Source organism: Bacillus niameyensis (genome assembly GCF_001375535.1).
Classification (GTDB): domain Bacteria; phylum Bacillota; class Bacilli; order Bacillales; family Bacillaceae_C; genus Lederbergia; species Lederbergia niameyensis.
Map to the genome: position 1 here is coordinate 2006453 of NZ_LN831197.1, position 17565 is coordinate 2024017.

At 36.8% G+C, this 17565-nt stretch carries 16 protein-coding genes and 1 riboswitch; of the genes, 8 read left to right on the plus strand and 8 right to left on the minus strand.

Translation table 11 applies throughout. The features are described 5' to 3' along the window. Positions 1 to 102 precede the first annotated feature (102 nt). Positions 103 to 1839, plus strand: coding sequence for an ABC transporter ATP-binding protein (locus tag BN1243_RS22930; RefSeq protein WP_062106291.1), 1737 nt, complete (start codon positions 103 to 105; stop codon positions 1837 to 1839). A 20-nt stretch (positions 1840 to 1859) separates the two neighbouring features. On the opposite strand, the gene BN1243_RS09585 is transcribed toward BN1243_RS22930, so the two are convergent. Next, on the minus strand, positions 1860 to 2087 hold the full coding sequence (locus BN1243_RS09585; RefSeq protein WP_062106293.1) for a hypothetical protein: 228 nt from the start codon (positions 2085 to 2087) through the stop codon (positions 1860 to 1862). Positions 2088 to 2397: 310 nt separating this feature from the next. On the opposite strand from BN1243_RS09585, the gene BN1243_RS09590 reads away from it, so the two are divergent. Then, positions 2398 to 2892, plus strand: coding sequence for a flavin reductase family protein (locus BN1243_RS09590; RefSeq protein WP_062106295.1), 495 nt, complete (start codon positions 2398 to 2400; stop codon positions 2890 to 2892). A gap of 127 nt (positions 2893 to 3019) precedes the next feature. On the opposite strand, the gene BN1243_RS09595 is transcribed toward BN1243_RS09590, so the two are convergent. Then, positions 3020 to 3313, minus strand: a complete 294-nt coding sequence (locus BN1243_RS09595) for a HesB/YadR/YfhF family protein (protein ID WP_062106297.1) — start codon at positions 3311 to 3313, stop codon at positions 3020 to 3022. A gap of 217 nt (positions 3314 to 3530) precedes the next feature. After that, positions 3531 to 4136, minus strand: coding sequence for an NAD(P)H:quinone oxidoreductase (wrbA, locus tag BN1243_RS09600; protein ID WP_062106299.1), 606 nt, complete (start codon positions 4134 to 4136; stop codon positions 3531 to 3533). Positions 4137 to 4538: 402 nt separating this feature from the next. Between wrbA and BN1243_RS09605 the strand changes: the two genes are divergently transcribed. Together BN1243_RS09605 and BN1243_RS09610 are read left to right on the plus strand one after the other, a co-directional pair. Beyond that, on the plus strand, positions 4539 to 5090 hold the full coding sequence (locus tag BN1243_RS09605) for a DUF420 domain-containing protein (protein WP_062106301.1): 552 nt from the start codon (positions 4539 to 4541) through the stop codon (positions 5088 to 5090). Positions 5091 to 5327: 237 nt separating this feature from the next. Beyond that, positions 5328 to 5426: riboswitch (SAM riboswitch) on the plus strand. A 78-nt stretch (positions 5427 to 5504) separates the two neighbouring features. After that, complete coding sequence (locus BN1243_RS09610; protein WP_062106303.1) at positions 5505 to 6632, plus strand: 5-methyltetrahydropteroyltriglutamate--homocysteine S-methyltransferase; 1128 nt, start codon at positions 5505 to 5507, stop codon at positions 6630 to 6632. Between the two features lie 148 nt (positions 6633 to 6780). Here BN1243_RS09610 and BN1243_RS09615 read toward each other — a convergent pair whose 3' ends face one another. Then, the gene (locus BN1243_RS09615; RefSeq protein WP_062106305.1) at positions 6781 to 7347 is read right to left on the minus strand and encodes an NADPH-dependent FMN reductase; all 567 of its coding nucleotides are present in this window, start codon (positions 7345 to 7347) and stop codon (positions 6781 to 6783) included. Between the two features lie 14 nt (positions 7348 to 7361). Beyond that, on the minus strand, positions 7362 to 8420 hold the full coding sequence (locus BN1243_RS09620) for an LLM class flavin-dependent oxidoreductase (RefSeq protein ID WP_062106308.1): 1059 nt from the start codon (positions 8418 to 8420) through the stop codon (positions 7362 to 7364). Between the two features lie 129 nt (positions 8421 to 8549). Here BN1243_RS09620 and BN1243_RS09625 point away from each other — a divergent pair, with 129 nt between their 5' ends. Further along, positions 8550 to 8897 (plus strand): winged helix-turn-helix transcriptional regulator, encoded by a 348-nt coding sequence (locus BN1243_RS09625; protein WP_062106310.1) that lies wholly within the window; start codon positions 8550 to 8552, stop codon positions 8895 to 8897. Positions 8898 to 8933: 36 nt separating this feature from the next. Here the strand turns inward: BN1243_RS09625 and BN1243_RS09630 are convergent, their stop codons facing one another. Further along, complete coding sequence (locus BN1243_RS09630; RefSeq protein WP_062106313.1) at positions 8934 to 9167, minus strand: YkuS family protein; 234 nt, start codon at positions 9165 to 9167, stop codon at positions 8934 to 8936. Between the two features lie 241 nt (positions 9168 to 9408). On the opposite strand from BN1243_RS09630, the gene BN1243_RS09635 reads away from it, so the two are divergent. Next, entirely contained in the window at positions 9409 to 11142 is a 1734-nt protein-coding gene (locus BN1243_RS09635) for a hypothetical protein (RefSeq protein WP_154669833.1), read from the plus strand. A 58-nt stretch (positions 11143 to 11200) separates the two neighbouring features. Here the strand turns inward: BN1243_RS09635 and BN1243_RS09640 are convergent, their stop codons facing one another. Both BN1243_RS09640 and BN1243_RS09645 read right to left on the minus strand, forming a co-directional pair. Further along, positions 11201 to 13198 (minus strand): bifunctional diguanylate cyclase/phosphodiesterase, encoded by a 1998-nt coding sequence (locus tag BN1243_RS09640; RefSeq protein WP_062106321.1) that lies wholly within the window; start codon positions 13196 to 13198, stop codon positions 11201 to 11203. Positions 13199 to 13385: 187 nt separating this feature from the next. Beyond that, positions 13386 to 13841 (minus strand): GNAT family N-acetyltransferase, encoded by a 456-nt coding sequence (locus BN1243_RS09645; protein ID WP_062106323.1) that lies wholly within the window; start codon positions 13839 to 13841, stop codon positions 13386 to 13388. A gap of 166 nt (positions 13842 to 14007) precedes the next feature. Between BN1243_RS09645 and sspL the strand changes: the two genes are divergently transcribed. Together sspL and BN1243_RS09655 are read left to right on the plus strand one after the other, a co-directional pair. Beyond that, complete coding sequence (sspL, locus tag BN1243_RS09650) at positions 14008 to 14169, plus strand: small, acid-soluble spore protein L (protein ID WP_062106325.1); 162 nt, start codon at positions 14008 to 14010, stop codon at positions 14167 to 14169. A 159-nt stretch (positions 14170 to 14328) separates the two neighbouring features. Further along, complete coding sequence (locus tag BN1243_RS09655) at positions 14329 to 17430, plus strand: hybrid sensor histidine kinase/response regulator (protein WP_084781871.1); 3102 nt, start codon at positions 14329 to 14331, stop codon at positions 17428 to 17430. Positions 17431 to 17565: the final 135 nt, after the last annotated feature.

Sequence of the window (17565 nt, forward strand, 5' to 3'; positions counted from 1 at the left end):
GATGAGTGTAGTATACTTTGCTCTGGTAAACTTGTAAAGTTTAATTTGATTCTATCATGATATTTCATATTTTCAAATAATTGCGATTGGTAGGTGGGAAGATTGGAGCCAATTTTAAAAGTAAATGATCTCCATGTCTCCTTTATTTCCAAGGATGAGGAATTCGCAGCAGTCCGCGGAGTTAGTTTTGATGTACATAAAGGGGAAACAATAGGAATTGTTGGTGAATCGGGAAGTGGAAAAAGTGTCACTGCGAGATCCATAATGCGGCTTCTCCCTTCCCCGCCATCTTATATGAAGCAAGGTGAAATTTCCTTTTTAGGAGAAAACCTCGCAAGTAAAAGTGAAAAAGAAATGGAAGCAATTCGCGGTCGTGATATTGGCATAATTTTCCAGGACCCGATGACTTCCCTTAACCCAACTATTAAAATAGGAAAACAAATATCCGAAAGTATAATGAAACATCAAAAATTAAGTAAAAAAGCTGCCAAAGAGCAAGCAATTGAAATGTTGAAACTTGTGGGAATTAAGGACAGTGAAATGCGTTATAACCAATATCCACATGAATTTTCTGGCGGGATGAGACAACGCGTCATGATTGCCATTGCCTTAGCATGCAGGCCCACTTTACTTATAGCTGATGAACCAACGACTGCTCTAGATGTAACTGTCCAAGCACAAATATTGAATTTAATGAAAGATATTCAAAATCGCTTTGGAACTTCTATTATTCTGATCACACATGATCTCGGAGTTGTAGCTGGTATGTGTGATCGAGTAGTTGTTATGAAAGAAGGCGAGGTTGTTGAAACTGGAACAACCGAAGATATTTTCGCCCAACCAAAACACCCATATACTAAAAAGCTTCTAAATGCATTACCACGATTAGATGAGAAGAAGAAACCAAAGCCGGCACCACTATTGAGTTCTGGCAGTCACTCAACTCCTTTGTTAGATGTTCGTTCGCTAAAACAATATTTTGATATCGGCAAAGGGAATACATTAAAAGCTGTTGATAACATTAGCTTTCAAATTAATCCTGGGGAAACGCTTGGGCTAGTCGGTGAGTCTGGATCTGGGAAATCAACAACAGGCAGAACTATCTTACGTCTTTATGAACCGACTGATGGAGATGTTATTTACCAAGGGATGGCACTTAATCGCATGTCCAAAGCAGAAATGAAGACGATGCGCCGTCATATGCAAATGATTTTTCAGGATCCATACTCATCATTGAATCCGCGTTTTAAAGTAATGGACATTATTGGGGAAGCATTAGATATTCACCAAATAACTTCCAGTAAAGCTGAACGCAAGCGGAAGGTCGAAGAGTTGCTTGATATGGTAGGCTTAGAACCAGCCCATGCTCAACGCTACCCACATGAATTCTCTGGGGGACAACGTCAACGAATCGGGATCGCTCGCGCACTTGCAGTTAATCCAAAGTTTATCGTTTGTGATGAACCATTATCCGCATTGGATGTTTCAATTCAATCACAAGTCGTTAAACTATTGGAAGACCTTCAGCAGCGCCTGGGACTAACTTATTTATTTATTGCCCACGATTTATCGATGGTGAAACATATTAGTGATCGTGTTGCTGTTATGTATTCTGGAAAAATTGTTGAACTGGCAGGAAGCGAAGAATTATATGCAAACCCTCAGCATGAATATACAAAATCACTGCTTGCTGCAATTCCGATTCCTGATCCAAAAGTGGAGGCAAAGAAAAAGAGAGTTTTAATGTCCGAACAAACAAGTGCTGATAAGTATAATTTGCGGAATTCTGAACTTGTTGAAGTATCAAAAGGTCATTGGGTGGCCATACCAAGAAGTTAACTGTAGAAACAGAACCCATCTCAATCTGGGTTCTGTTTTTCTTCGTTTACAGAATCTCCTTGCATAATCTGCTGAAATTCTTTCATCTCTTCATTTTTTAAATTAGTGACATGAAAAACATTTTCTTTTTTGAGGCTATCCGTTCTTACTCCCATCATTTTTCCTTCAGGGTCATTAATGACTCCCTCGCGCTTTCCATCTAAATGAGGTGTAGTTTGATTGTGGACATTTCTCTCATCCCTAGTCATTACTTATCATCTCCTAGGGATTAGGATGATACAAATAAAATCGTTTATGCGCTATTAAGTTCCTTTTAATTTATTTTTGCAAAAAAATAAAAAATAATCAAAGACACCTTCATTTCCATATGGAAGTTCCTTCTTCTATTCCTTCCTCCATAAAACAACCTCCTGTTTATACACAAGCAGGAGGTTTTCTCATAATATATATCAAATCCGACAATTCCGATACTATTAATTAATAAATAAACATGTTATGATGAGCATAACTAATTTTTACAGGCTTAATGTACATTTGTCTTGGAAGGTGCGTTTAGTTATGGAAAATAATATTTCATTATTCAGAAAAGTAATGGGTAATTATCCGAGTGGAGTAACAGTTGTAACGACAATAAACGAAAATAATGTTCCTCTCGGACTTACAGTTAATTCTTTTTCATCTGTATCATTAGAACCTTTACTTATTTTATGGTCTATTGATAAAAAAGTTTCGTCGTATGATGTTTTTATGAAAACTGGCAAATTCGCTATTAATATTTTATCTAGTAAACAGGCAGATATTTGTGCTCTATTTGCTAGAAAAGGAAATGACAGATTTCAAAATTGCCAATGGGAGTCTTCTTCCCTCAATTTACCGATTATTTCAGGAGCAGCAAGTGTATTACAATGTCGCACATATAAAACGGTTGAGGCAGGTGACCATACAATTTTTATTGGGGAAGTCATCGATATTCATCACGAAAATATAGCGCCCCTTCTTTATCATAAGCGCGAAATGGGGGAGATTCCCAAAAGCTTTTATTCTAGTAAATAAGTGAGTTCAATAAATATTGTTCTTTATGTTGTAAGCTAATTAAATATCTTGATAGTGGTACGAAACGAACTACCACAAACAAAAAATGAGCTTGGGGGGAATCCGCTAAGCTCATTTTTAAGCAAGTTTATTTAATTTTGTTGAATATATATTTCACTTCGCTGGTGTCTCCAACTACTTCCATCTCATACTCTTCTAAGAACCAGGCATCTTGGCTAGTGAAATAAAAAGTCACGCCATTTACTTCATCCTGAATAAGGATGTCCTTTTCTTTACCTACCGAAATTCCTAAGAAATAGTTGGGGTGTGCAGTTGGAATACCCCCATATATTTTTACGAAAAATTGAACATAATCTCCTTGTTCCAAGTCCATTTCATCTATAAACCATTGAGCAGCTTCTTTACTGACAGTAAATTTCATGTCTTCACCTCTTCTGCTTTTCAGTTACACATTCTATATTATCGTAGTTTGATCTCTTTTTGAAACGAATAACAATAATATACAAAGAGGCGGAATTGCGTAATTATTTGAAATTCCAGGATTTTACCAAATCTAATTAAACCCTTATCGGCGTTTTGACTAAGAAGCTAAAAATTATTAAAAAGCTGACTGGTGTTTTCCAATCAGCTTAGTTTTGTTAACTATTTTTCAGACGGCCAGCTATATCAATCATCCGTTTCGCTTGAATTTCAACAGCCGGTTTAACATCATTTATCATCTTACCTTCCCCATTTACTGTAGCACTTGCCCCATATGGGTTTCCTCCTGTTCCGAATAGAGCAGGGTCTGTATATCCAGGTGGAACAAGAATCGCTCCCCAATGCATGAGTGATGTGTATAACGAAAGAATACTTGCTTCTTGTCCACCATGATCATTTTGAGCTGAAGACATCGCGCTTACTACTTTATTAACCAAAGCACCCTTTGCCCATAGACCGCCTTGCATGTCGATAAATTGCTTTAATTGGGAAGCCATGCCACCGAACCTTGTAGCCGTACTAAAAAGAATCGCATCTGCCCATTCAAGATCTTCTGAAGTTGCTTCTTGTACATCTTTTGCGGCTTCATAATGAGACTGCCAAGCAGGATTAGAAGCAATAGCCGCTTCCGGGGCCAATTCCGCAACCTTCCTCAGTCTTACTTCCGCACCTGCCGTTTTTGCAGCTTCCTCTGCCCACTTCGCTAATTGATAATTCGTACCAGTTGAACTGTAGTAGATGATAGATATCTTAACGTTTCCCATTTTTTCCTCCTTCTTTACAGTTGTTTTATGGATTGCATTTCATATTTTGAGCAATTATGAGGAAGATTAACCACCATTCTTTAGGACGCTTCTAAAGAATATTTTGTAGGCAAGTATTTAATTTGTTGTGCGAAACAACATCAACTCTCATATAAAAGGAAATTTTTAAAAACTTATCGAAAAGACTGTGAATCTTTTATGGAAAAACTGTCATAGAAGTTTAGTTATGATACACTAATTTTGAGTGATAAAGCGAAACTTCATTCAGTGGTTTTTCCCAACTGAATGTTAGTTGAACGAATCGGGCTTTTACTGGCTGTTGCCCCCCTTCTCGTATTCCTGAAGTATGGGTCTTACAGCCAGATAATGCGGGATAACATCAAATATTGGAGTGTATAAGGTATGAGTGAATTTCCAAAAGAAACTATTGGCCATGTGAAACGCAATTATAAACCTGCTATCATTACGATTTCGATTATTTTAATAGGAGCTATCGGTATTCTTTCGGGAATGAGAGGTGTAGAGGATTTCGACGCCTTTGATGTCACCATTCTCCCTTTAATGAATGCGATTTTTAATAGCTTTACTTTTTTGTTTTTATTATGTGCTTTATTTGCTATTTTAAAGAAAAACGTAAAGGTACACCGTCGTTTTATTTACGCCGCATTCGTCACAACGTTTCTATTTCTGATCACATATGTCACCTTTCACTATATAGCCCCTTCCACTTCGTATGGTGGTGAAGGGTTTATGGCTGCATTGTATTATTTCTTATTAATTACACATATTATCCTTGCTGCTGTCATAGTTCCACTTGCTCTCACTAGTGTTGCGCGTGCATGGAATCTCGAGCATTCGCGTCATAAGAAAATAGCGCGTTGGACGATGCCAATTTGGTTATATGTTAGTTTGTCTGGTGTTTTAGTTTATATTATGATTTCTCCGTATTATTAATAAAACAAGGCTATCCTAAAGGGGGATAGCCTTGTTTTATTAAGAAAAGGTAGTTTAATAGTTTAGAGACATTGCCCATCACACCATTGAAGATGGAGACTTCTGTCGGAAGTCCGTTAAAACGGAAAAATAATAACTATTTCAGATTCACCATAAAACCGAACAGAGTATTTTATAAATTACAACTCTTGACACTGTTCCGTTATCAAGATAGAATTGCAACAATTACATACCTATTTCTTATCAAGAGAGGCAGAGGGACTGGCCCAATGATGCCTCAGCAGCAGACAAGTTGTACTGTGCTAATTCCAGAAGCGGAAAGCTTGTAGATAAGAGGAGTAGCTTTTCATGTATGGCCAACCTCTTCTTATGTTATGAAGAGGTTATTTTGATTTTAAAGGAGATTTGAAAGAAATGACGAAAACAGCAACGAAAGCACCGTTTCGCGCAGATGTTGTAGGAAGTTATCTACGCCCGCAAGTGTTAAAAGAAGCGAGGGAACGCTATCAGAAAGGTGAAATTTCAAAGGAGGATCTGCGTTTAATCGAAGATACTGAAATTGCGAAACTAGTAGAAAAACAAAAAGATACAGGTCTTCAAGTAGTAACGGATGGAGAATTTCGCAGAAAATATTGGCATGCCGATTTTATTAGTGCCATTGATGGCATTCACAGCTTTGAAGTTGAAGTTCCTGGTTTCTTTCAGGGAGAAATGAAAACTTTAACATCCTACACTGTTGGATCTGCATTAAAGTTTCCAGAAAATCATCCATTTTTAGATCACTTTCGCTATTTGAATAGTATAGCAGGGGACCATACAGCGAAGATCACGATTCCTGGACCTAATATGATTTTTCATTCCGGTGTTGTTAGTAGTCAGCCGTATTTAGATAATCCTGCTTATCCATCTTTTGAAGCTGTTGCAAAAGATATCGCTAAAGTTTATCAAGATGCTATTCAAGCATTTTACGATGCGGGTTGTCGATATTTACAATTCGATGATACGAGTTGGGGTGCTTTTCTCAGTGAAAAATTCCGTGCAAAAATTGAAGCAAACGGATGGAACATTCATGAATTAATGAAATTGTTTGCAGATATAACAATTGAGGCACTCACTAACAAACCAGATGATATGGTGATTACACTTCATGTATGCCGTGGCAACTTCAAATCTTCATGGTTATATGAAGGAGATTACGAAGCTATTTCAAAAGAATTATTTTCCCGTGTTCCAGTAGATGCTTTCTTTTTGGAATTTGATGACGAACGTTCTGGTGACTTTACACCACTCCGATATATTAAAGATCAACAGGTAGTTTTAGGCTTAATCACTTCTAAAACAGCTGAACTAGAAGATCCGGAAGATGTTAAGATAAGAGTGGCTCAAGCGGCAGAATACGTTGATCTTGAACAGCTTTGTCTAAGCCCGCAATGTGGTTTTGCTTCTACTGAAGAGGGAAACCTTATTACCGAGGAGGAGCAATGGGCGAAAGTTCGTCATGTTGTGGAAATTGCACATGATATTTGGGATGAGCAAGACTAAACTTGATATAAGATTTGTCTAGGATAAAGGCTGTCTTATTTGGAGACAGCCTTTTAATTATTGTCCGGATTCGTCATGATCATAAGCCGTTGTTGAGATTTGAACATTACGATTGAAAACTCGCAAGGAAACTGGGATCGATTATTAATCAAAAACCGTATTTTGCCTCTTCCTCCTCACGAATCTTCGTATAAGTCTCTGTTAACACTACAGTATCTTCAACTAAACGGTCGATACGAAACAAGACATCATCATTCATAATTTCTTTACGGTAAAAATCTTTTTCCTCAATAAAAACGTAAGTCTGAACAATTTGTGCTTTCATATAAGACAAAATGGGTTTTAGTTGTTGTTCAACAATTAGATAATGTTTTGCTGATCCTGCTGTAACGAGGATACTAGCAACTTTATCGCGGAACGCCTTTTCTGGAAGCAAATCAAATATATTTTTCAATGTAGCTGGTATCGAAGCTTGGAATATCGGGGTGGCAATAATAATCGCATCAGCTTCCATGATCGTTTGCACCACATATCCTGTGTCTCCTTCATACTCCAAATAGTTCCTTCCATCACTAAACTGAATATCAAAATCAGCTAAATCCAGTAAAATCGTTTCTACATGTGGATATTGTTCATGAAGAGCCTTCATCGTGTAATCCATTGCTGTTCTCGTTTTCGATCCAACTTTTGATCCAGATAATCCAACAATCTTCATCTCTCATCTTCCCCCTATTTCTTTGCTGTATATTTTTTGATTGCTGGCAATATTTCTGTCCCAATAAGTTCAATATTTTTCTTTACTTGCTCAAACGGAACACCACCAAAATCCATTTGTGCTATATAGCGCTGATGGCCAAATACCTCATGTTGATAAAGAATTTTTTCAATTATTTGCTGTGGACTTCCGACATTCATAATATTATGCGGGTCCGCTCCTTGGGCAAAAAGTTGCTTAGAGAAACCTTGTCCGTTCGTTCGCTTCATTCCTTCATTGATATGTGGATAATATTCTTTCAATGCTTGTTGAGACGTTTCAGCAGCGTAGAAAAATCCAGCTGTTGCAACAGGTAACTCAGCTGGGTCAAATCCGCTTTGCCGTGCCGCTTCACGATAGGCGTCCACAGTTTGCTTAAAAGCAACAGCTGGTCCACCTAGGTGAGCCATGAACATTGGAACACCCGCATACCCTGCTCGAATGGCGCTAGCAGGTGAACCGCCAACTGCACGCCAAATTGGAAGCTTGCCGCCTTTTGGTCGCGGAAGCACCTTCGCATTCTTTAACGAAGCGCGGAATTCACCATTCCAATTAACAACTTCCTCTTCATTAATTTTTAACAACAACTCAAATTTTTCTTCAAATAACTCTTCATAATTACGAAGATTATATCCCAATAGATCAAAGAGTCCGACCCTAGAGGCGCGGCCAGCAATAATCTCAGCACGACCCTTCGAAATTAAATCAATCGTTGCAAAATCCTCATATACACGGACGGGATCTGATGTACTAATTATTGTTGATGAGCTAGCTATTTTTATTTTCTCTGTTGCTTGAGCAATAGCTGCTAAGACAACAGTGTGCGCCTGTGTTGTAAAATATTCCTGATGACTTTCACCAACACTAAAAAAGTCAATCCCTGCTTCCTCAGCTAATTTGGCGTATTCGATAATCTCTTGGATACGTTCTTCGGCAGATATACGTTCTCCTGTAAAAGGGTTCGGTAAATGGTCCCCCAATGTATAAATTCCAAACTCAAGTCCCTGACTAAGATTCATTCGATGTGTTTCCATATATTTTATCACCAATCTTTCAATGCTTTTTATAATTTGTAATGTTATTATAGAATATAATATCCCTTTCTATAAGTACGCACTTAAAAGTGGCATAGTATACAAATAGATACTATTGGAGTGGATTTAATGAAAAAAGTACCAGAAGAGTGTCGTGTAGAGGATGCATTAGGTATTCTCGTTGGTAAATGGAAGCCGATTATTTTACTACAGTTATTGCAGGAAGGTACAAAGCGCTTTAGTGAACTTAAACGTAGTTTGCCTGGTATCACGCAAAAGATGTTAACAAAACAATTGCGAGAATTGGAAGAAGAGGATATTGTTGCTCGAGTAGTTTATCCTCAAGTTCCGCCAAAAGTAGAGTATTCAATTACTGAATATGGCAAGAGTTTGGAACCAATCCTAGAAGCTATGCACGAATGGGGCACCCGGCATGCGCTCCACAAATTGCAAAAAAGTACTGAAAAGAGCTCTTAAATAATAATAGGACCGGATTTTAACCGGTCCTCTCCTTTATCGGCTTAATCTTTGTTCAACATCATTCACAACGTCTTGTACTGACATTCCTTCCATGCTTACAATCGGAAAATCGTATTGTTCTGTGTTCATTTCAGTCATGGCACGGACAATACCCACATCGCACCCTTTCATATCGTCGTTAACAGTAAACATCGATACTTGATGTCCTTTTTCTTCCAAAGCCTGCTTTACTTCATCTAGTGGATTTTCTACTGCAATTTTTGCCAAAATAAACACCTTCCCTTTTTATTTCATAATCTTTCAGAATGTATTTTTCCCGTAAAGTATATAATTAAACGATCTATTTTGTTAGAAGGAATTTGTTTACAAATTTCAAATAAAGGACTATTGACCTATTTTTTTACATTCTTTAATTCTTGATAAAGATCTCAAAATAATCATCATTTCAAATAGGTAAAACGTGCTATAATTAATGTGGATATTTTGAATTATTGGGGGTTGGATGTATTTGTCATTTCAATACGGATCAGATTCACCAGATATAAAAAACCCGTTTAAACAAGAGGGATTGTTATATCTTATTGGTGGAGCAGTCGTTTTAGTAATTAGTTTGTTTGCCATCTTGTCAGTTCGTTCCAATATTATTGAAAACGGGTTGGCCTTTGGTTGGAAAAGCTTAGTCGTAGGACTTATTCTCGTGACAGCAGGGGTTAACTTTCTTGCAAAAGGCTTGTTTAAGATTTCTCGTTTCTATGTAGGTAGAGGTGTGCCATCAAGTCTTTCGAAAAATATGGCTCGCAGTGAAAAGCATACAGATGAGCCTAATGTTTACTATAACTCAAATGAGATTGAACAAATGATCATGGGAAGAAAAAACCTAACTTTTCATGAACCAGTTACACTCTTTGAACGATTAGTGTATGGAGTTTTTCCTAAATTTATTTTCCTGCCTATTTCGATGAGGAATTATCTACATATCTTAATACGAAATACCGGATCAACCATTATAGTACTGTTCATTTATTTATTAGCTCTACTTTCAGGTGGAGTAGGACTTACGAAATTAACCGAATCTTCATTTTCCCATTTTTTAGGTATTGGAGTTTGTATTTATTTATTACTTATGTGGTTAAGAACACCTTTGTCGGTTAAAAAGGTTACTCATCGTAAACTATTTTTCGGATCAAACTCGCAAATCGTATGGGTCAGTATTATCGCTATTTTGGCACCTGCCATTGCCGAAGTGTTATTGCGACAAGGAGTAAAATTCCCAGCGGCTCCATTTAATCCTACATTAGCACTTATCACTATTTTACTTTTAAGTATTGTCATTTGTACTGTAGGATTTATGCTTGCTAAATTAAGAGCGAATATTACGGAACCTATTACAGAAGTATCTGAGGATAGAAATCATTGGAGTGAAAATGTTCATCCAAAAGATTTCTTCCGTGCACTAGATATGGAAATGGCCGAATTTCGTTATAAAGAAATTCCCAATAGAGTTTATCGCGAATTAAATCCGACTTTAAATATGGAAGGCAGTATGGACAAAGGCAGTTTTCAAGGAGATATGATCCAAGAAACGCAACCTATTTTTCAGGAAAAATATTATCCGCCATTACTAGAAAGATTACGCTTCGGCATTGCTGTTGTCGGACATAGCTTTGTTATATTATCAGCACTTTTACTATTTATTTTTAGCCAAGGAATGAATGATGGATTCAGTATCCATGCTATTTTCAATCTTATCTTCTTCCCAGGAATTCTAAGTATTATTGGGATTTCACTGCTGACTTTAGCGCATCTATATTGGGGAGAAATGCTTTTTAAGAGCTACCTAATCCAATTTCAAGGAGAAGGAACTTATTCAGAGTCCAAGCTGTCAGTTGGTATGGCAATTACAGACTCGGTTCGTAGTGAAAATACAGTTGTCAGAACGTCATATAGTAGCTGGTTTTTAGTAACTGAACTATTAACAAGCACGCAAGCGCGATCTGGAACAAACACTCTTAGCAGTGCTCGTTATATTTTAAGCATGTATAAGTCTGATGAAATGCTAAATCAATTGGTCGAACAAATAAAAGGATTCCTTGATAATCGCGAATTAATTGCTGTTTCTGGGTCTGAGCAAGACGGTGAATCCATAAAATCTCTCTATGCGATCAATGCAGCAAAACCAGATAATACGCAGAAACTAGCTGGAATTAAACAGAAAGTACTACCTAATAGTGATCAAGAATAATATTGTATACAAAAAGTCGCCATTTCATTGAAGGCGACTTTTTGTCTTTTTAGCAAATTTACGTAAATACAGCTTCATCATCAATAATCCCATTTAACCAACTTTTCACTTCTTTTACCTTCATTGGTTTTCCATAATAGTAGCCTTGAATAACTCGACAACCAAGTTGATAGAGAAAATCGACCTGTTCTTTATTTTCAATTCCTTCCGCAACAACTTCTAAATTAAGCTCTTCAGCCATTAAAATAATGGCATTGATAATTGCACGTTTACTTGAAGTATCTAAATCATTAGTAAACAGCCTGTCTAATTTCAATGTATCAATCGGAATACGGTCAAGTAAACCGATTGAAGAATAACCAGAACCAAAATCATCTAAAGATACTTTCACACCTAACGCGCGAATACTTTTAAGTTGATTAAATACCTGATTCAAATCAGTAAAAAGCATCGACTCGGTTATTTCCAACTCCAATAACTGTGCATCTAATTTTTCTTGATCTAATATGGAGCGCACCTTCTCAGCCAAATTATCTATTTGAAATAGTCGGATTGAGATATTAACAGAAATTGGTTGAACTAAACCTTCTTGCTGCCATAGTTTAGATTGTCGGCAAACTTCTTCCATAACCCACTTTGTAATAGGAACGATAATACCTGTTTCTTCCGCAATCGGAATAAATTCGCCTGGAGGTATATATCCTAAACGCGGGTGTTCCCACCTAATCAATGCCTCAAACCCATGCAAGCTATTTTTACCGACATTCCATTTCGGTTGATAAACGAGGTAAAATTGCTGATTATCTAAGGCAAATTGTAAGTCCCTTTCTATTTCCATTCGTCGCAGTTCTGTTTGACCAATCTGTTCATCATAAACAAAAAATTGATTCTTCCCTAAACTTTTTGCCTTATACATCGCTGTATCAGCTTTCTTTAGAAGGTGCGACCGCTCGGACCGTAAACATCCTATACTAATTCCGATGCTTGCGGTGACAAACAATTCATTTCCATGAATATAAAAGATTTCAGTCAGTTGCTGTAAAACTTCTTTCGCTAATTGCTTAGCCCTTTTCTCGTCACATTGTTTTACAATAAGTAGGAATTCATCGCCTCCTATTCGAAAAACTTGTTGATCCTTCTGAATAAATCGTCTAAGACGAATTCCTACTTTATGAACGAGTAAGTCTCCCATATCATGGCCTAACGTATCATTGACAATTTTAAAATGATCTAAATCTATGTACATAACCCCAATCTGCTCATCCCCAAGGTAGTTATCGAAAAAACGATTCATCGCATTTCGGTTAGGCAGCCTCGTTATAGAATCTTGAAAAGCCATATTTTCAAGTAAATGACGTTCCAAAAACATTACAAACCATGAGATAAATAAAATAAAACAAATGGTAACGGTGACTCCGTAAAGAAGAAAATGATTGGAAGCCTTAGAGTGATTTACAATGTCCATACTATGGAATGTAGCTGCCTCCATTCCCGTATAATGCATCCCACAAATAGCAAAGCCCATTATGATCGCTGATAACCACTTTAACCAACTAGACGATTGTTGCATTCTAAAGCGAATAAACAATAGTAAAGCTGCGTAGGAAGCAAAATAGGCAATTGCTACTGAAAGAAGAAAGAAGCCCCAAGAATAAGATATATCTACAGTCGTCATGGCATCCATTCCGATATAGTGCATGAGAAGAATGCCACTGCCTAGAACAAATCCTCCAACAGCCACTTTATATGGTTTTATTATATTTTGCATTGTTAAGTAAAAAGCAATAAAGGACGAAACAACGCTCACTAACATAGAAACGATAGTAAGAAGGACATCGTACTTCATTTGTATATGACTATGGATTGCTAGCATCCCAATAAAATGCATCGACCAAACGCCACTCCCCATAACAAGTGAACCTGATAAAAGCCAAAAGAATTTAACTTTCCTTCTTGCATAAGAAATCTTTGCAGCAATATTCAATGCGGAATAAGAGGAAAGAATAGCAATTAAGACAGAGAGTAACACAATATAAATATTATAAGTTCCTACCATATATTTAATCTCGCTCCGATGTGTTTATCATGGTGTAACGATTTTATTATACTATTCTTCGAGATCAAGGTATATGTAATTTTCTCATGTATATGACCGATATCAGAGAATGTTTCCAAGTTATGACCAATATTCAAAATAGCCTTGACTATTGTAGTCAAGGCTATTTTGAACAAATAAAATATTATTAAAGCATTCCTTTATATATACCTGGCTTGGATCCGGGAATTTCAATCGCACCAATTGTTTTTTCATAAAATTCTTTAGGACCAGCCCCGCCAATTATTGCATAGGCATAACCTTCTGCATACATGGCCTCCATACATTCTAGTAGCAATTCGGTACCTACTCCCTTTCCACGGGCCAATTCGTCTACTCCAGTTGGTCCAAAGAAATTGCGGCAAGTGGATTCATAACAAGCAAATCCAATCATTTTCCCTTCTTCAATAGCGATAAAGCAGGATACAGGTTGACGAGAAAAAGCAACCTCACATTCATCGGCCCAGCGCTGATTGAATTTTTCTTTTACCCAATCAATCACAACTTGTTTCTCTGGAGCAAGTGCTCTCCGAATGGTAACGCTATCATTATTGTATGGGGAGCGTGCTGGCAAATTATAAAGTGGGACAAGCATGTCACTCATGGTCATTTCTCCTCTTTTATATTTGTATTCCCTATTATCATAATCTTCTTAATAGCCTTCTGCAAGATTGATAGATTTTTTAAATAAAATAAGTTCGAAAGGCCGCGAGTAGTTTTCATCTTTTTGGTCATAATACCTTTTGAAATCTACTGTGAGGTGAAATGAAATGAGTAGGCAAAAAAGAAATCCACGTGCTAAAACAGATTCATCGAATAGAGGGCAACAAGCTCCAAGTGTCAATCCTCAAGGATACGCCGATACAGAATTTGCTGCCGAGCAACCTAAAACAAAATTAGAAAACGCAGCTAAAAAGAAAAATACAAAGTAGTTAGCACTTGGATTTATTAATTTTGGAAATAGAAATTGTGGGGATTTGTATGGATCCCTGCTATTTCTTTTAGATGAATGAATCGATGACTACTAGTTCAAGTAAAAGTCATTCACTCCCTCAGATTTTCCATTTAGGCTCTTACAATTTACATACCAAATGAGTATGATAAACCTAAAGAATACTCAAGGGATTGATTGTATGTTGAATACGAATAAGATACTTTCGAAAAAGAGAATTTTTCTTATTATTACCCTGTTTACAATTTTATTAACTAGTTTTCGGATTGGATGGATTCTCTATTATCAACTTCCCGAACACCCTATAGCAAAGGACGGTATTCTCAATTTAAGCACTTGGGAATTTGATGATAAAATGACTATCCCGCTTGATGGGGAATGGGAGTTTTACCCAAATACTTTTCTATTAGAAGATAATAGAAAAGTAGACAGTATAGAGAAAGTCTATACTGATATTCCTGGAAATTGGAAGGGAATATTGGAACCAGATAATCAAAAACAGGCATTAGGATACGGTACCTATCGTTTAAAAATTATCCTTCCTGAAAACGATAGATCTCTTTATGGATTTCGTATTCAGGAAATCGCAACTGCAGCCAATATTTTTATAAACGGAAAACTTATTGCCGAGTCTGGCCAAGCTGTTGAAGATTCTAGTGGTACAGAAGCAAAACAGAGACCGATAGCGGTCTTATTTCATCCAGACAGCCATGAGGTCGAGCTGTCAATTCATGTATCAAATCATGAAACTCCTCATGAGGGCGGTATCGTAAAATCTATTAAGATTGGGACAGAACATGCCATTAATAAAGAAGCTCATCAGTCCTTAACATTGCAAACGGTTATTTTCGTTATCTACCTATTCCATGGTATATACGCCTTTGGTTTGTTTTGGTTTGGTAAAGGCAGATATCGAAAAGAACTCTTTTATTACGGTTTAATGCTAGTTTTAGCTGCTTTTACTAATTTAATAGATGATGATATGATCGTAGCTTTGCCCATTAGTTATGAATGGTACCATAGATTATTGTCATTGATTTTCATCAGTACCTTATTTGCTCTCATGCAATTTATAAAAGCCTATTTCCAAGCTAAAACTAAGTCTTTTTCAGTATTTCTCATTCTTTATACGAGTTTATCTATTGCCTATCTGGTTGTTCCTTATCAATATTATTACTTTTTAGCCTTCGGGATGATGATAGTATATTTCAGTGCATTTTACTTCTTATTTACACAAACGTTTAAGGCTGTTCGAAAAGGACATTCTGGAGCCATTTTTATATTATTATTTATCACAAGTTATACGCTAAACATGTTATGGGGAACGGCGGGGAACGCCAACTTAACAAATATCCCCTATTATCCTTTTGATTTTATTATTTCCATTATGATGATCGCCTTGCTCTTGTTAAATCGCCATATGGAAATTGTTCAGCAAAATGAAGAGCAAACGAAGAAACTGCAAAAAGCAGATCAAAAGAAAAATGAATTTTTGGCTAATACTTCTCATGAATTACGGAATCCGTTACAAGGAATGATTGGTATTGCTCAAACATTGCTACTCGAAAATCGTCAATTGTTAACCGCAAAAAATAAAGATGATCTACAGTTGCTCGTGCGGATCGGACAGCAAATGAACTTTATATTAAATGATCTTCTTGATATTACTAAATTACAAGAAAACTATATTCAGCTAAACAGAAAGGGACTAAAACTTCCTAGTATCCTATTTGGTGTTCATGATATGCTCTCCGTAATGCAGGACAAAAATAATGTACAATTTCAGGTCGATATTCCAACTTCCTTTCCACTGGTTTATGCAGATCAAAATCGCCTTATTCAAATTGTGTACAATTTGCTCCATAATGCGATCAAGTTTACACATGCAGGATCTATTGCTATTAGTGCTGAACAAAAAAATGGCGAGGCTATTATTTCTATAAAAGATACTGGAATTGGTATGAGCGAGAAAATGTTGAAAAGAATTTTCCTTCCATACGAGCAAGAAGATTCTGGGATAACCTCTGTTGGGACCGGAATTGGTTTAGGTCTCTCGATTTGCAAACAACTTGTGGAGTTACACGGAGGGGAAATTTCAGTGGAATCGAAACTTGGCGAAGGCTCCACATTTTCCTTCACTCTACCTTTAGCAAGCGAACCTAAAGGTGAAAATGAAGCAGCTGCTACAGCGGAAAGGAATGACAGCTCTCTCTTTGAAATGAAGCCTGTCTTAACGGATCAAGAAACGGTAAATTCTCATATTCAACGGTCCAAAATTTTAATTGTAGATGATGACCCTGTCAACCGTAAAATCCTAAGTCAAATATTAAGGAATGCTCATGAAATTGCGACTGCCTCTAGCGCGAAAGAAGCCCTTGCCTCTATTCAAACTGGTGATTGGGATTTAGTCATTTCTGACGTCATGATGCCTAACATGTCAGGGTATGAACTAGCGGTGAAGATTCGTCAGCAATTTACATTGTCTGAGCTACCAATTTTGCTGTTGACAGCAAGAAATCAATTAGAGGATATTTATACCGGTTTTCAATCAGGTGCCAATGACTACGTGTCCAAACCAGTCGATGCCCTTGAGTTACAAGCTCGCGTAAAAGCATTAACTGATTTAAAACAAGCAGTGAAAGACCAACTAGGGATGGAAGCAGCGTGGCTTCAAGCACAAATTAAACCGCACTTTCTCTTTAATACATTAAATATGATCGCATCTCTTAGTGAAATAGATCCAGAACAGATGTCTAAGTTACTGGAGGAATTTGGACATTATTTACGAAGAAGTTTTGATATCCAAAATGTTCAAACACTCGTCCCTTTTGATCACGAACTTAAACTAGTACAATCTTATTTATATATTGAGAAAGTTCGATTTGCTGATAGGTTAAAAGTGAAATGGGATATTCCGGAACAAATAAACATCCAAATTCCTCCATTATCTATCCAAACTCTTGTAGAAAATGCGATTAACCATGGAGTACTTCAAAAGGTAGGAGGAGGAACAATCTGCATTCGGATTGTGGAAGATGTTACGCATTATGAAATAGCGATTATCGATGATGGGGTGGGGATGGAAGAAAGTCAAATTAATCAAATCTTAAGTAATTCTTACGCTAGTCAAGTTGGAATTCGAAATACTCACAGGCGGTTAAAACAACTCTTTGGGACTGAATTAATTATCAACAGTCAACTTGATCAAGGAACGACTGTAAGTTTTAGGATTCCAAAATAAGGCAGAAATTACTAAAAGCGGATTTTACTAGCCTTCTTGTAACATGCTCGGAAGTCACAAGAGCATGAAAGATTCTAATAAAAATGGAGAATAGCAGATTGGGACAAAAGTTTTTCACCCACGATAAATCCGAAC

Bases quoted from the DNA above. Each gene is read 5' to 3' on its own strand.
- BN1243_RS09585 (WP_062106293.1), bottom strand. From the start codon at position 2,087: ATGACTAGGGATGAGAGAAATGTCCACAATCAAACTACACCTCATTTA.
- BN1243_RS09590 (WP_062106295.1), top strand. From the start codon at position 2,398: ATGGAAAATAATATTTCATTATTCAGAAAAGTAATGGGTAATTATCCG.
- BN1243_RS09595 (WP_062106297.1), bottom strand. From the start codon at position 3,313: ATGAAATTTACTGTCAGTAAAGAAGCTGCTCAATGGTTTATAGATGAA.
- wrbA (WP_062106299.1), bottom strand. From the start codon at position 4,136: ATGGGAAACGTTAAGATATCTATCATCTACTACAGTTCAACTGGTACG.
- BN1243_RS09605 (WP_062106301.1), top strand. From the start codon at position 4,539: ATGAGTGAATTTCCAAAAGAAACTATTGGCCATGTGAAACGCAATTAT.
- BN1243_RS09610 (WP_062106303.1), top strand. From the start codon at position 5,505: ATGACGAAAACAGCAACGAAAGCACCGTTTCGCGCAGATGTTGTAGGA.
- BN1243_RS09615 (WP_062106305.1), bottom strand. From the start codon at position 7,347: ATGAAGATTGTTGGATTATCTGGATCAAAAGTTGGATCGAAAACGAGA.
- BN1243_RS09620 (WP_062106308.1), bottom strand. From the start codon at position 8,420: ATGGAAACACATCGAATGAATCTTAGTCAGGGACTTGAGTTTGGAATT.
- BN1243_RS09625 (WP_062106310.1), top strand. From the start codon at position 8,550: ATGAAAAAAGTACCAGAAGAGTGTCGTGTAGAGGATGCATTAGGTATT.
- BN1243_RS09640 (WP_062106321.1), bottom strand. From the start codon at position 13,198: ATGGTAGGAACTTATAATATTTATATTGTGTTACTCTCTGTCTTAATT.
- BN1243_RS09645 (WP_062106323.1), bottom strand. From the start codon at position 13,841: ATGAGTGACATGCTTGTCCCACTTTATAATTTGCCAGCACGCTCCCCA.
- sspL (WP_062106325.1), top strand. From the start codon at position 14,008: ATGAGTAGGCAAAAAAGAAATCCACGTGCTAAAACAGATTCATCGAAT.
- BN1243_RS09655 (WP_084781871.1), top strand. From the start codon at position 14,329: ATGAGTATGATAAACCTAAAGAATACTCAAGGGATTGATTGTATGTTG.